Source organism: Sagittula sp. NFXS13 (assembly GCF_040148795.1).
Taxonomy (GTDB): Bacteria; Pseudomonadota; Alphaproteobacteria; order Rhodobacterales; family Rhodobacteraceae; genus Sagittula; species Sagittula marina.
This window is the reverse complement of the sequence record NZ_JAGEMH010000005.1, coordinates 101,749-115,872: the sequence shown is the minus strand read 5'-3', so window position 1 is coordinate 115,872 and position 14,124 is coordinate 101,749. Positions and strand designations below refer to the sequence as shown.

The 14,124-nt window shown below is 62.7% G+C and carries 13 protein-coding genes and 1 pseudogene; 5 read left to right on the top strand and 9 right to left on the bottom strand.

Annotation, left to right across the window (positions count from 1 at the left end; genetic code table 11):
• Window positions 1–16: 16 nt before the first annotated feature.
• From J4E08_RS12695 to J4E08_RS12680, 4 genes are read right to left on the bottom strand one after another with little or no spacing between them, the layout of a single operon-like run.
• Window positions 17–1,021 carry an ABC transporter permease gene (locus J4E08_RS12695; RefSeq protein WP_183968171.1) on the bottom strand — a complete coding sequence of 335 codons (1,005 nt, stop codon included), beginning with the start codon at window positions 1,019–1,021 and terminating at the stop codon, window positions 17–19.
• Window positions 1,018–2,517, bottom strand: a complete 1,500-nt coding sequence (locus J4E08_RS12690) for a sugar ABC transporter ATP-binding protein (protein ID WP_349538812.1) — start codon at window positions 2,515–2,517, stop codon at window positions 1,018–1,020. The genes J4E08_RS12695 and J4E08_RS12690 overlap by 4 nt, the downstream gene beginning before the upstream one ends.
• Window positions 2,514–3,671 (bottom strand): Gfo/Idh/MocA family protein, encoded by a 1,158-nt coding sequence (locus J4E08_RS12685; protein WP_349538811.1) that lies wholly within the window; start codon window positions 3,669–3,671, stop codon window positions 2,514–2,516. Before J4E08_RS12685 ends, J4E08_RS12690 begins: the two co-directional genes overlap by 4 nt.
• Entirely contained in the window at window positions 3,668–4,726 is a 1,059-nt protein-coding gene (locus tag J4E08_RS12680; RefSeq protein WP_349538810.1) for a sugar phosphate isomerase/epimerase family protein, read from the bottom strand. Before J4E08_RS12680 ends, J4E08_RS12685 begins: the two co-directional genes overlap by 4 nt.
• Window positions 4,727–4,853: 127 nt before the next feature.
• On the opposite strand from J4E08_RS12680, the gene J4E08_RS12675 reads away from it, so the two are divergent.
• On the top strand, window positions 4,854–5,864 hold the full coding sequence (locus J4E08_RS12675; RefSeq protein WP_349538809.1) for a LacI family DNA-binding transcriptional regulator: 1,011 nt from the start codon (window positions 4,854–4,856) through the stop codon (window positions 5,862–5,864).
• 41 nt (window positions 5,865–5,905) lie between these two features.
• On the opposite strand, the gene J4E08_RS12670 is transcribed toward J4E08_RS12675, so the two are convergent.
• Entirely contained in the window at window positions 5,906–6,598 is a 693-nt protein-coding gene (locus tag J4E08_RS12670; RefSeq protein ID WP_183968163.1) for a FadR/GntR family transcriptional regulator, read from the bottom strand.
• Window positions 6,599–6,762: 164 nt separating this feature from the next.
• On the opposite strand from J4E08_RS12670, the gene J4E08_RS12665 reads away from it, so the two are divergent.
• From J4E08_RS12665 to J4E08_RS12650, 4 genes are read left to right on the top strand one after another with little or no spacing between them, the layout of a single operon-like run.
• Window positions 6,763–7,545: a transporter substrate-binding domain-containing protein gene (locus J4E08_RS12665; protein WP_349538808.1), complete on the top strand. Its 783-nt coding sequence runs from the start codon at window positions 6,763–6,765 to the stop codon at window positions 7,543–7,545.
• A gap of 46 nt (window positions 7,546–7,591) precedes the next feature.
• Window positions 7,592–8,263 carry an amino acid ABC transporter permease gene (locus J4E08_RS12660; protein WP_349538807.1) on the top strand — a complete coding sequence of 224 codons (672 nt, stop codon included), beginning with the start codon at window positions 7,592–7,594 and terminating at the stop codon, window positions 8,261–8,263.
• The gene (locus J4E08_RS12655) at window positions 8,263–9,000 is read left to right on the top strand and encodes an amino acid ABC transporter ATP-binding protein (RefSeq protein WP_349538806.1); all 738 of its coding nucleotides are present in this window, start codon (window positions 8,263–8,265) and stop codon (window positions 8,998–9,000) included. The genes J4E08_RS12660 and J4E08_RS12655 overlap by 1 nt, the downstream gene beginning before the upstream one ends.
• 16 nt (window positions 9,001–9,016) lie before the next feature.
• Window positions 9,017–10,258: a cysteine desulfurase-like protein gene (locus J4E08_RS12650; RefSeq protein ID WP_349538805.1), complete on the top strand. Its 1,242-nt coding sequence runs from the start codon at window positions 9,017–9,019 to the stop codon at window positions 10,256–10,258.
• A gap of 109 nt (window positions 10,259–10,367) precedes the next feature.
• Here J4E08_RS12650 and J4E08_RS12645 read toward each other — a convergent pair whose 3' ends face one another.
• From J4E08_RS12645 to J4E08_RS12630, 4 genes and pseudogenes are all read right to left on the bottom strand, one after another.
• Window positions 10,368–11,051, bottom strand: coding sequence for an aspartate/glutamate racemase family protein (locus J4E08_RS12645; protein WP_349538804.1), 684 nt, complete (start codon window positions 11,049–11,051; stop codon window positions 10,368–10,370).
• A gap of 54 nt (window positions 11,052–11,105) precedes the next feature.
• Entirely contained in the window at window positions 11,106–12,431 is a 1,326-nt protein-coding gene (locus J4E08_RS12640; protein ID WP_349538915.1) for a TRAP transporter large permease, read from the bottom strand.
• Between the two features lie 138 nt (window positions 12,432–12,569).
• Window positions 12,570–13,013: pseudogene (locus J4E08_RS12635) on the bottom strand (TRAP transporter small permease); the annotation flags it as partial.
• Between the two features lie 110 nt (window positions 13,014–13,123).
• Window positions 13,124–14,092, bottom strand: coding sequence for a TRAP transporter substrate-binding protein (locus J4E08_RS12630; RefSeq protein WP_349538803.1), 969 nt, complete (start codon window positions 14,090–14,092; stop codon window positions 13,124–13,126).
• Window positions 14,093–14,124: the final 32 nt, after the last annotated feature.

Here is a 14,124-nt window from a genome sequence, read left to right as displayed (position 1 = left end):
CTCCCTTATGTGCCGTTCAGTCGGCAGATTTTCCTTGCCGTTGCAAAACCACGGCCAGGATAACGATGACGCCTTGGATCGTGCCGTTGAGATAGGGTGAGACAATCGAGGCGAGATTCAGAATGTTGTCGATCAGGCTCAGGATCAGCACACCGATCACAGTGCCCCAGACGCGGCCAAAGCCCCCCTTCAGCACGGTGCCCCCGATGATGACGGCGGCAATCGCCTCCAGCTCCCACAGCGTTCCGGTGGACCCGGAGGCGGAGCCAAGGCGCGGCACGTACATGATTGTGGCAAGGCCAACGAGGCCACCGAGCAACACGTAGGTCGACATGCGCACCGCATCGACGCGGACAGCGGAATATCGGGCAACCTGCTCATTCGCCCCCAGCGCCGCACAATGGCGGCCGTAGGCGGTCTTGCGCATGGCGATTTCCCCCACGATGGCGACAACGGCAAATACGATGATCGGCCACGGCACACCCAGAAGGCCGTCGTAATAGACCGGGCGATAAAAGCTGCGCGCGTCAAAGTTCAGTGACAGCGTGCCGCCATCGGCCAGCCACGTGGTCAACGACCGGTAGACCCCCATCGCGCCAAGCGTCACGATGAACGCCTCGATGCCCACCTTGGCAATCAGGACGCCGTTCAGCAGCCCGGCGGCAAGCCCGGTCAAGAGCGCCACGGCCATACCTGCCGCAACCAGGGGCACGCCAATCCCAAGCACGGGAATAAGCGCGTTCATCGTCATGATCATGACGCCTGCCACAAAGGCCGCCATCGACCCCACGGACAGGTCGATCCCGCCACCGGTGATCACGAAGGTCATGCCGATGGCGATGATGCCGATAAAGGCAGACCGCGCCAGCACGTTGGTCACGTTGGCATAGCCAAGGAAGTTGGAATTCAGCGACGCACCAAGGATGATCAGCGCGATCAACGCCAGAACCGGACCAATGGTTTGCAGGCGAAGGGCGCCTCGGCGCGGCGTGGCGTCGCTTTCTACGGTCGTGTCAGTCATGCGGGTTCTCCGGTCGTTTCACTGACGCCCATGGCGCGGCGCAGGATGGCATCTTCGGTGATTTCGGCACCGCTCAGTTCAGCGGCGATGTGCCCCCGTCCCATCACGCACACGCGCGAGGACAGCCCGATCACCTCGGGCAATTCCGAAGACACGACGATCACGCTTTTCCCCTGCGCGGCCAGCGCGGCGATGAACTCATAGATCTGTTGCTTGGTGCCGATGTCGATGCCGCGTGTCGGCTCGTCGATGATGACGATCTGCGGCTTGGCCAGCATCGTCTTGGCCAGAAGCAGCTTTTGCTGGTTACCACCAGACAGGCTGCCAGCCAGCATCTTGCGATCCTTCACACGGATGTCGAATTCCTCGATCGCCTGATCCAGCGCCTGAACCTCGGCCTGCGGGTCGATGAACACGCCGCCGAACGTGTCGAGCGCCAGCAGCGTCAGGTTCTCGGTCAGCGCCTTGCCCAGCAGCAGCCCCTTGTCCTTGCGATCCTCGGTCAGATAGACCAGCCCGGCCTCACGCGCGGCCCGCACTGACCCGGGTTTCAGCGGCGTGCCGTTGACCCGCACCGTGCCCTGCGCGGGGCGCAGGCCGACGATCCCCTCCATCAGTTCCGTGCGCCCTGCTCCGACCAGCCCGGCAAAGCCCAGAACCTCGCCCCGGCGCAGCGTGAACGACGCATCGCGCACATAACCGGGCACGGTCAGCCCCTCGACCTCCAGCACCACGTCGGCACCGGGCTTTGCCTTGGCCGGAAACAGGTCCGACAATTCGCGCCCCACCATTGCTTCGGCCATCGCATGTTCGGTAAACTCCTCTGCCGGGCGGGTGGTGATATGCGTGCCATCGCGCAGAACCGTGACACGGTCGGCGATGCGGGCGATCTCGTCCAGCTTGTGACTGGTGTACAAAATCGCGGTGCCTTGGGCCTTCAGCCGTTCGATCTGCTCCAGCAGCACATCCGTCTCGCGTCCCGTCAAAACGGCCGTCGGTTCGTCCATGATAAGGACGCGCGCCTGTCGCCCAAGCGCGCGGGCGATCTCGACCATCTGGCGATTGGGGACCGACAGATCCTGAATGCGCCTGCGCGGATCCACATGGCAATCAAGCCGCGCCAAAAGCGTGCGAGCCTCCTCCCGCATGGCCCGCCCGTCCAGAAAAGGCCCGCGCCGTTTTTCCCGGCCAAGGAAGAGGTTCTCCTCGACTGTAAGCTGGAGCGCGAGATTGAATTCCTGGTGGATCATGAGGATGCCAGCGGCTTCGGCTGCCCGCTGATCGGCAAAACGGACCTGCTTGCCATCAAGCATAAGCGCGCCGGTCGTCGGTGCCAGATAACCGCCGAGGATCTTCATCATCGTCGACTTGCCCGCGCCGTTTTCTCCGATCAGGGCGTGTATTTCGCCGGGGACCAGTGAAAAATCGACGCCGTGCAGGACTTCGATCGGTCCAAAGGACCGGGTGACACCACGTGCCTCAAGAATGGCGGTCACAGCGAAACCCACGCGGCGTTGCGTTTGGACGAGCGCACGCAAGCCTCGACAAAGGCCACGCCCTCCACCCCGTCCGCGATGGAAGGAAAAGTCACGCCCGCCGGCAAGGGCGCATCGGTGCGCGCCGCGCGAATGGCCTGCGCCGCTTCGCCGTAAATGTTTGCAAAGGCTTCGAAAAACCCCTCCGGGTGTCCGGGCGGAATGCGCGTCAGTCGCCGTGAGCCTGCGGTGGTCGCCGTTGAGGCGCGCGTGATGATCTCGGTGCTGCCGCCAAGCGGTGTGATCTGCAAGGCATTGGGGTTTTCCTGCCGCCATTCCAGCCCTGCGCGCGTGCCAAAAATGCGCAGGCGCAGATCATTCTCACGCCCCGCCGCGACCTGACTGCACCACAGCGTGCCGCGTGCGCCGCCTTCAAACCGCAACATCACATGGCCGTTGTCATCCAGCGTGCGTCCCGGCACGAAACTCTGCAAGTCGGCCGCGATGGCCTCCGGTGCCAGCCCGGTGACAAACCGCAGCAGGTTCCAGGCATGGGTGCCAATGTCACCAGTGGCGCCGCCGGCACCGCTTTTGGCCGGATCAGTGCGCCACGCGGCCTGTTTGTTGTCGGCGTCCGGCGCTTCGGCAAGCCAGTCCTGTGCATATTCCACCTGCACCAGCCGGATATCGCCCAGATCCCCGCGTGCAACCCGCGCCTGCGCCTCACGGATCAGCGGATACCCTGTATAATTGTGCGTGAGGATAAACAGAGCATCGGATTTCTCCGCGGCTGTCTTCAGCCGCTTTGCATCCGACAACGTCCCGGTCAGCGGCTTATCACAAATGACGTGAATGCCACGCTTCAGGAATTCACGCGCCACAGGCAGGTGCATGTGATTGGGCACCACGATCGACACCGCCTCGATGCCATCTTTCAAGCGCGCCTCGCGTTTGGCCATCTCGATATAGTCGGTGTAGGTCCGATCTTCGGCGATACCGACCTCCTGCGCAGAGGCCCGCGCCTTGTCTTCGGTCGACGACAGCGCCCCCGCCACAAGCTGAAACGCGCCATCCAATCGGGCGGCCACCCGATGAACGCCGCCAATCATCGCGCCCTGCCCGCCGCCGACCATGCCCAGCCGGATCGGCCCGCTGCGGCCCTCGAACCGGTTCATTGCGACAGCCCCAGCATCTTGCGGTTGGCGGCCTCATCCGCGCCACCATCGGCGAAATCGTCAAACGCATGCGGCGTCACCCGGATGATGTGATCGCGCACAAAGGCCGCCCCCTCCCGCGCGCCATCTTCGGGGTGTTTCAGCGCGCATTCCCATTCGACCACGGCCCAGCCGTCGAAATCCATCGCCGCGAGCTTGGCAAAGATCGCGCCGAAATCCACCTGCCCGTCGCCCAGACTGCGGAACCGTCCGGCGCGATTGACCCAGGATTGATATCCGCCGTAGACACCTTGGCGACCCGTTGGATTGAACTCCGCATCCTTGACGTGAAACGCGCCGATCCGGTCGGCGTAGATGTCGAGGTTCGCTTTGTAATCAAGACATTGCAGAAGGTAGTGGCTTGGATCGTACAGCATCATGGCACGCGGGTGCTGGTCGACACGATCCAGAAACATCTCAAAGGTTGCGCCGTCGTGCAGGTCTTCGCCGGGATGGATCTCGTAACACAGGTTGATCCCATGCGCGTCCGCCATGTCCAAAAGCGGCCGCCAGCGCTTTGCCAGCTCATCAAAGGCCATCTCGACCAGCCCTTCGGGGCGTTGCGGCCAAGGGTAGATGTAAGGCCACGCCAGCGCGCCGGAAAATGTCGGCAGAGCGGTCAGGCCCAGATGCGCTGACGCCCGGATCGCCTTTTGCATCTGATCCACGGCCCATGCCTGACGCTTGGCAGGATTGCCATGCACCGAAGGCGCGGCAAAGCCGTCAAAGGCGGCATCATAGGCCGGATGCACCGCCACCAGTTGCCCTTGCAAATGTGTCGATAGCTCGGTGACGGCAACGCCATTGTCCCGCGCCTTGCCCGCCCATTCATCGCAATAGGTTTTGCTCTCCGCAGCGGTGTCGAGGTCGAAAAGCCGGGCATCCCACGACGGCACCTGAACCCCTGCATAGCCACAGTCAGCGGCCCAGCGGGTGATCCCGTCCCAGCTGTTGAAAGGTGCGTCATCGCTCGCGAATTGCGCCAGAAACAACGCTGGCCCCTTAATTGTCTTCAAGATGTCCTCCTCCCGCCAGTCTCCCCACCGGCGACGATGAAATCGATTACATTACAGCCTGACAAAGGATGCAATCGTTTACAACAGATTTATTTCGGGCGATGTTAAGCGGCCATTCGAAGGGAAGATGATGGACAGTAAAATCGCCACGATTCAGGACGTTGCGCGTGTCGCTGGCGTATCGACTGCAACCGTCAGTCGTACGATTTCCAAACCCGATGTCGTGGCCAAGGCCACGCGGGAGGCCGTTCTGAGCGCCGTTGCGGAGACAGGATATCGCGTCAACACCACGGCGTCGAATCTGCGACGGCAGCGCACCGGCACCGTTCTTGTGCTCTTGCCCAACATCGCAAACCCGTTTTTCTCTCAGATCCTCGCCGGACTGGCATCCGTTCTGACGCCTGCGGAATACAGCATGCTCATTGCAGACACGCAGACCGGGCCCGATGCCGATCAACGCCTGACGCACTACCTCACCTCCGGGCAGGCCGATGGGCTTGTCGTTCTGGACGGCACCCTGTCGCCAGAGACGTTGTCAGGCCCGCTGGTCCCCCCGGCCGTGCTGGTGTGTGAATGGATGGGAAGCACCCTGCCATCGGTCCGCGTGGAAAACGCCCGCGGCGCGGCGCTGGCCGTCAATCATCTTGCAGACCTCGGACACAGCAGGATTGGCCATGTCACCGGCCCCCCGGGCAACGTCCTGACCGAAACCCGGCGCGATGGGTTCTGTCGCGCCCTTGCCGACCGAGGCTTGCCCGTCCACGACGACTGGATTCTCGAAGGCGATTTCACCATGGATTCCGGCGCCGCCGCGGCCCGGGCATGGTGTCACCTCGAAGACCGCCCCACCGCTTTGTTCCTGTCATCGGACGAGATGGCGATTGGCTGCATGGGCGCGCTTCAAAGCCGCGGCATCCGTGTGCCGGAAGACGTCTCCATCGTCGGTTTCGACAATATCGAAATCGCCCAGCATCTGTCCCCCGGCCTTACCACCATCCGTCAGCCGCGCACGGATATTGGCGTCCGGGCCGCCGAAATATTGATGGACATGATCGCCAGCAAAACCAAGGACGGACAGTCTGAAATCATCACCGTGCACCTCATTCCGCGAGGAAGCACCGGCCCCGCTCCTGAATAGGTCGCGACCGTCGGGCTGTCTCAACAAGGTTGCGCGTTTGATTACAATGTCAGCCCGGCAATGCGCCCGGTGTTGCGAATGTGCGCGCGCATGGCATCTGCGGCGTCGGACGCGCAACCTGCCTGCAAGGCAGAATAGATGTCCCGATGCTCCGCGATAGAGGCCTCCATGCGATCAACTTCTGTTCGCGGAATGGGCGCGCGCTGGCTCTCGGTCAGCATGTCGGTGATGGACTGGTAAAAAGCGCGCAACATGCCATTTGGGCAGGCTTCGGCGATCTGCGCATGGAAGGCCAGGTCCGCTGCCACGTGGCTGACCAGATCGCCGGAGCGCCACGCCTCTTCAAAGCGCGTCGCTGCTGCGTTCAATCGGGCCAACTGGTCATCGGTCATCTGCGGCGCAGCCAGCCGACACAGCTCCACTTCGACCACCAGTCGGGTCTGGAAAACCTCAAGCAGCGAAAAGCTATTGCCAAACCGCCACGCCATCGGGGCTTTGGTATCCTTTTCGCCAACCACGAAGGTTCCGCGCGCGGGCAGCGTCCGGATCAAGCCCAGGGTTTCGAGCGTCAACAAAGCCTCGCGCAAAGACGGGCGTGAGACGCCCAGCCGGTCGGCCAGAACGCGCTGCGACGGAAGCTTGGCATCCGGCGGGAACTCCCCGCTTCGGATCATTTCCTGGATCCGCCGGGTGATGACCTCGGTCACCGGCAGTTTCCCGTAGTCTTGCTGCATCGGCCTTGTCCAATCTTTGTGCAGTTGTCGGAGCGTCGCGCGCTTTCTTTCATTTCTTCATTGCATATCGAACAGACTCACGCCAGCGTGTCCTTACCGGTAAGACTGGTCTGACCAGTTTAAGCGCCAAAATAAGGTGCACTATCGCAATCAGGGAGATAAAAATGCTCAAGACCATCATAAGCACAAGCCTGCTGACCGTCAGCCTCGCGACCACTGCGCTGGCCCAGGACGCGCTGGAAATCGGCGCGAATATCGGCAACGTCCCGTGGGAATTCCAGGACGAAGCCGGCAATTTCACGGGGTTCGAAGTCGACCTTGCCAACACCGTCGCCGAAAAGCTGGGACGCGACGTTGAAATCGTAAACATCCCGTTCAACGGCCTGTTCTCTGCCGTGCAGTCGGGCCGCATCGACATGGCGATGTCATCCATCACCATCACCGACGAACGCCTGCAATCGGTTAGCTTTGCACAGCCATATTACGACAGCGATCAATCCTTGACCGTGGCGACAGGCGGACCTGCCTCGCTGGACGAGATGGGCGACAAGATCGTTGGCGTCGACACCGGATCGACGGGCGACATGTGGGCCACCGAACATGCCGAGGACTATGGCTTTGCCGACATCCGCCGCTACGAAGGCCTCGCCCCCGCCATGCTGGACCTGCAAGCGGGCCGGATCGACGGCTACATCTCGGACATTCCGGCGTTGCAATACTACGTCAAGGACAAGCCCGGCCTTGAGGTCGTGCAACGCATCGCCACCGGTGAAAAGTACTCCTTCATGTTTGCCAAGGACGCGGAGCTGGCCGCCGACGTCAATGCTCTGCTGACCGACCTCAAGGAGGACGGCACGCTGGCCGATCTGCACGAAAAATGGTTCGGGGCTGCGCCCGAGGCCGAAACCTCGACCGTGACCGTGCTCGACATGCCTGCCGCGAAATAACCCTTGCGGGCCCGGCGACTGTCCGGGCCCCAGACAAAGGACCGACATGGACCTCTTTGAAACCTTTCTGAATTTCGATGTGCTGGCACGCACCTGGCCAATGTTGGTCAAGGGGTTGTGGCTGACGCTGAAGCTTGGCGTGGCGAGCATCCTCGCCGGTCTGGTGCTGGGGCTGATCCTGTGTCTGACGCGGCTGTATGCCATCGCGCCGCTGCGGTGGTTGACCCGAGCCTACATCGACATCTTTCGCTCCATCCCCCTTCTGGTTCTGCTGATCGTTGTCTACTACGCCCTGCCCTTCGTCGGTGTGCGCCTGTCGGCCTTCGTCTCTGCAATGGCCGCGCTGACATTGGTGTCGGGCGCCTACACCGCCGAGATCTTTCGCGCCGGAATCGAAGCCGTGCCAAAAGGTCAGTTCGAAGCCTCTGCCGCATTGGGCCTCAACCATCGCCAGACGATGACCGATGTGATCCTGCCGCAGTCGATCCGCGTTGTGATCCCGCCGCTGACCAACAACTCGATCAACGTGATCAAGGACACTGCCTTGGCGTCGGTGGTCGCCATGCCCGATCTTCTCAAGCAGGCGACGCAGGCGCAGGCCCTGACGGCGAACCCGACGCCGCTGATTGGCGCCGCTGCGATTTACCTCGCGTTTCTGCTGCCAGCGGTGCTGGTGGTGTCCCGCCTCGAACGCCGAATGAACCGGGGGCAGGTGTAATGGCCGGATACATAAGCATAAAAAACCTGCAAAAGTACTATGGCACCTTCCACGCGCTCAAGGGCATCGACCTCGAAATCGCCCAAGGCGAAGTCGTCTGCGTGATCGGTCCGTCAGGGTCTGGGAAATCCACCCTGATCCGCTGCATCAACCGGCTTGAACCGTTTTCGAACGACAGCGCGATCACCGTGGATGGCGTGCCCGTTGTGCCCGGTCGCAGCCTCGCCAAGGTCAGGGCCGAGGTCGGCATGGTCTTTCAGAACTTCAACCTGTTCCCGCATCTGACCGTGCGCGAAAACATCATGCTCGCCCCACGCCGGGTGCGCGGCACCTCCCGGGCCGAGGCGCAGGTGCTTGCGGATCGGCTTCTGGCCCGCGTCGGCCTGTCCGAGCAGGGCGACAAGTACCCCAGCGGCCTGTCCGGCGGACAGCAACAGCGTGTGGCGATCGCGCGCGCGCTGGCAATGGAACCGCAGGTGCTGCTCTTTGATGAGCCCACGTCCGCCCTCGACCCCGAAATGGTGGGCGAAGTCCTGGACGTGATGCGCGACCTCGCGCGCACCGGTGTCACCATGGTCGTCGTCACGCACGAGATGGGGTTTGCCCGTCAGGTTGCCGACCGTGTCATCTTCATGGACGGAGGCGCCGTCGTCGAAGCCGCCCCGCCCGAAACGCTATTTTCCACCCCTGTCGAACAGCGGACGCGGAATTTCCTGCACGCCGTGCTGGACCACTAATACAAAGGACCCTCCCATGCCCCAAGATCATCTGGATATGGCCCATGTCAGAGGCCAATTCCCCGCGCTGGCCAAGGACTGGGCATTTTTCGACAATGCCGGTGGCTCGCAGACCCTTCAGACGGTGATTGACCGCATCACCGAATTCCTGACCCATCGCGATGTGCAGATCGGCGGCAGCTACGAAATATCGCGCGCCGCCGCCGAGGCATTGATGGACGGCCGCTGCGCCGCGCAGACGCTGGTGAATGCCACCCGTCCCGAAGAGATCGTCTTTGGCCCCTCCACCACCGTGCTGATGCAGACCCTTGTCGCCGCCATGCGCAGCCAGTTCCAACCCGGCGACGAAGTCGTCGTGACACACGCGGACCATGAATCCAACATCGGTCCCTGGCTGCGGCTCGAGGAATTCGGCGTCAAGATCGTCGTCTGGCCCTTCGATACCGCCAGCGGCAGCCTGCGCCTTGAGGATCTGGAGCCGCTGATGACTGAGCGGACCAAGCTGGTGTGCGTGCATCACGTCTCCAACATCCTCGGCCAGATCAACGACGTGGCCGCGATTGCCGAGGCCGTGCATCGCCATGGCGCCAAGATCGTCGTGGACGGGGTCGCCTATGCGCCTCACCGCGCCATCGACGTGACCGGCTGGGACGTGGATTACTACATCTTCAGCCTTTACAAGTGCTACGGACCACACACCGCGATCATGTACGGGAAATACGACCTGCTGGCGTCGCTCGACGGGCTGTATCACTACTTCTACGGCAAGGACAAAGTCCCCGGCAAACTCGAACCCGGCAATCCGAACTATGAACTGGCCTATTCGACAACCGCCGTGGTCGCGTATCTGTCTGCCTTGGGCGGCGGAGAGCACCGCGAGGCGCTGGAACGTGGTTTCGAGGCCGTGGCCTTGCAGGAACAGGTCCTCACCGATCACCTGTTGGCATGGCTGCGCGGGCGCAACGACTGTCAGATCATTGGCGCGGCGACCAACCCCGACAACAGCCGCGTGCCGACCATCGCCTTCCGCTTTGACGGATTGAATTCAGAGGCAATCTGCCGTGCGATGGACGCCCACCGCGTCGCGATCCGGCATGGCGATTTCCATTCGCGCAGGTTGGCTGAAATGCTGGGCGAAACGCACGACGGCGGTGTGCTGCGCGTCTCCATGGTTCATTACAACACGGTGGCCGAAATTGACCGACTGACTGCCGCGCTCGATCAGATTGTGCGCGAAATGTCGAAGCAGACCGCGTAAGGGCCGGACCAGCCGCACCGTCATAGCGGCGACAAATACCTGACGGGGCGGGCTTATCGCCGGTTGCACAAGCCCGCCACCGCTTCGACGTCGGCCTCGTTTTCCCGGCCTAGCCCCCGCCCACAAGGCGCGCCGCATCGAGGATGGAGAAGACCGGCCTGCCGGTGGCCGCCCGAATGGCCTCGGCGTAGGGCGGCAGGTTGCCGCATTCCAGGACGATAGCCGCGATTTCCGGACTGCCCCGCAGCAAGGCCAAGGCGCTCTCACAGACCTCCCGCTGCATCTCTGCCGTATCAAAGGTCGCGCGCTGACTGGTCTTTGGGGCCAAAAACGTGCCTGTAAACAATGGGCTGCCTTGCATTCCCGCGATGCGCACGTCGTCAGGCGTGACGCCGGCGGCGCGGATCGCGTCCGGCCCCAGTGCCGTGGCGGAGGCGGTCAGCACCCCCAACGGACGCCCGCCAACCATCTGGCGCACTGTGGGCAGCAGGCTAAGCCCCGACAGCAGCACCGGCACGGGAAGGCTTGCCGCGATGTCGCGCTGCACCGTGATCAGAAACCCGCAGGTGGAGGTGATGAGGCAAGCGCCCTCGTCCACCAGTGCGTGCGCGGCATCACGAAAACCTGCGATCAGCTCCGGCGCGGGGCGCCCGTCCTCGACGATATCAGGGCTGCCCGCCCCCGGCACCACGCGCACGCGGGCCGGCAGGTGGTAGCTGTCGACGTTGCCTGCGTCCCCGACGATGCGGGGAAAGCGGGTGTCGAGACTGAGAATGCCGATAAAGCGGGCCATGAAACACCTATCAGACAGCGTGACGCGCACCCGGCCGGTGCGCGCCCCGCCGTGTTATTGCCGTGCCTGTACGGTCTCGGGCAGCCAGGTGGCAAGCCCCGGAAACGCAACCAGAATGCCCACCATCACGACCATGATCAGGAACATCGGAATGGCCGTGCGGGCAATGTAGCTCATGTCGTGCCGGGTCATGCCTTGCAGAACAAAGAGGTTAAAGCCCACGGGCGGCGTGATCTGCGCCATCTCAACCACGACAACGATGAAAATACCGAACCAGATCAGGTCGATGCCAGCGGCCCGTATCATCGGCTCGATGATCGCCATGGTCAGCACCACCGCAGAGATCCCGTCAAGGAACATGCCGATGATGATGTAGAAAACGGTCAGGGCTGCGATCAGGGCCACGGGGGACAGGTTCCACGCACTGATCACCTCTGCCAGGGCGCGCGGCACGCCGGTAAAGCCCATGGCCAGCGTCAGAAAGCTCGCCCCCATCAGGATCAGCGCAATCATGGCAGAGGTTCGCGTCGCGCCCGTCAGGCTTTGGCGGAAGGCCTCCCAATCCAGCGACCCTTGCATCGCGGCCAGAACCAGTGCGCCAATGACGCCAAAGGCCGCCGCCTCGGTCGCCGTGGCAATACCAAGGTACATCGAGCCGATGACAATCGCGATCAACGCAATGACCGGGATCAGCAAGGTCGAGGTGCGCAGCTTTTCGGTGAAGGTGGTGTCCGGTTCAGGATCGGGGGCCTGATCCTTGCGGACCATCGACCAGATGGCGATATAGGCCATGAACATGGTCGCCAGCACGATGCCCGGAATGACCCCGGCCATGAACAGGCTGGTGACGCTTTGCTGCACGGTGACCCCATAGACGATCAGCGTCAGCGAGGGCGGGATCATCAGGCCCAGCGTCGCCGCCCCGGCCAGGGTCCCCACGATCATGAATTCCGGGTAGCCACGTTTGCGCAGCTCCGGGATCGACATCTTGCCCACCGTGGTCAGCGTCGCCGCCGAGGACCCGGAGACCGCCGCAAAGACCGTGCAGCCCACCACGTTGGAATGCAGCAGGCCGCCGGGAAAGCGCGCCAGCCACGGTGCGAGCCCCTTGAACATGTCCTCGGACAGCCGGGTGCGGTACAGGATTTCACCCATCCAGATGAACAGCGGCAGTGAGGTCAGCGTCCAGCTCGAAGCAGAGGTCCAGACCGTGATGCTCATGGAGCTGCCGGGATTGCGCGGGGTGAAACCGATCATGCCCATATAGGCGACGCCCATCAGCGCCAGCCCAACCCAAAGCCCCGACCCAAGCAGAAAGAACAGCACGAACAGAAAGACGCCGATCTTCAGCCCCACGGCGTCACGGTCAAAGCCGGTCATCAGGGTGACGGCGGCGTAGATCACCAAGGCGCTCAGCGCAAAGAGCATCAGACGCGGTTTTATGGATTTCAGCGCGTCATGCAGCATCGGCTTGGTCGGCGCGTCGACGCCAAGCCCGTCGCGAAAGAGAATGGACAGCAGGCTGTCGATCATGGCGATGGCCAGCAACACGGCCCCGGCCGCCATGGCAAGCTGCGGAATCCACAGGGGCGTGCCGTCCTGACCCTGGCTGACATCATTGATCTTGTGGCTCAGAAAGGGTGTCTCAACCGCATACCACGCAAAAAACAAGGCGATCACAGCACCGACGGTGTAGCACCAGATCTCAAAGCCCCTGCGCCAGCGACCACTGCGCTCGATCACCATGCCAACGCGAATGTGTTCGTTGTGGCGAAACGTGTCCGCGAGCGCCAGAAACGACGCCGCCGCCATGGCATACCCGGCGTAATTGGCCCCGCCGGGAAACAGGACGCCCAGCCAGCGACTGACCATCTGCGCCACCACAAGGCACAGGATCGCGATGAGCGACAGCGAGGCTCCGAGGCGGGACAGGGTGTAAATACGGTCGAAGGTTTCGCGCATGAGCAACCTTTACGTGTCGGACCCCGGTGGAACGGCGATCGTGTATGTCATGGAATGTCGCACCGAAGCGAAGCCCGCCAAGGGAGGCTCCGCCCCGGTGTCGCGCCGGATCAGTCAGCTTTGTAGGCGTCGATGATCGTCTGGCCTTTCTCGCCGGTGGTTTCGAGCCACTCCGATGTCATGGTCTCACCGATCTCCTTGAGCTTGGCCGTTACCGCGTCGCTGGGCGGGTTCACGTCCATGCCGTTGGAGGCGAGCGTGTCCACGAAACCGCCTGCAAGCTCTGTGGCCTTTTCGGTGCCACGGATCTGCGCCTTTTCAGCTTCGTCGGTCAGGCAGGTGCGCGCCTCGTCTGACAGGCCGTCAAAAGCGTCCTTGCTGGCGAACACCGTGTTGCGCGGCAGCCAAGCCTTGACGTCGTAGAAATTGGTCATGTCTTCCCAGACGCTTTCGTCCACACCGGTGGAACCGGAGGAAATCATCGAGGACACAACGCCCGTGGCCAGCGCCTGTTTCAGATCGGCGGCTTCGATCTGGGTCGGAACCATGCCGGACAACTCTGCCACCCGTGCGGTGATCGAGTTGTAGGCGCGGAACTTCACACCCTCCATTTCCGACGGCTCGGAAACGGGCTTGGAGAAATACAGACCCTGCGGCGGCCACGGCACGGAATACAGCGGTACGATGTTCTGGTCGGCCAGAACCTCGCTCAGGGTGGGCAGCGCCGCCTCGCGCAGCTTTTCGGACGCCTCGAAGGACGTGGCCAGGAACGGCACGGAATCATAGGCAAAGATCGCGTCTTCGTTGGCGTGGGCGGACAGCAGGCGCTCGCCGATCTGGGCCTCTCCCAGCTGAACGGCGCGCTTGATCTCGTCGCCCTTGAACAGCGAGCCGCCAGCGTGGATCACGATTTCCAGCTCACCGCCCGTGCACTCGGCGACCGCGTCAGCAAAGGTCTGCGCGTTCTCGGTGTGGTAGTTGGAGGCCGGGTAAGCCATCGGCATGTCCCATGTCTCGGCGGTGGCAGCACCGGCCAGGACGGTGGTCGCGGCGAGGATGGAAAGGGATGTGAATTTCATGGCGGGTCTCTCTGTTGTTGTTTTGGTGGTCG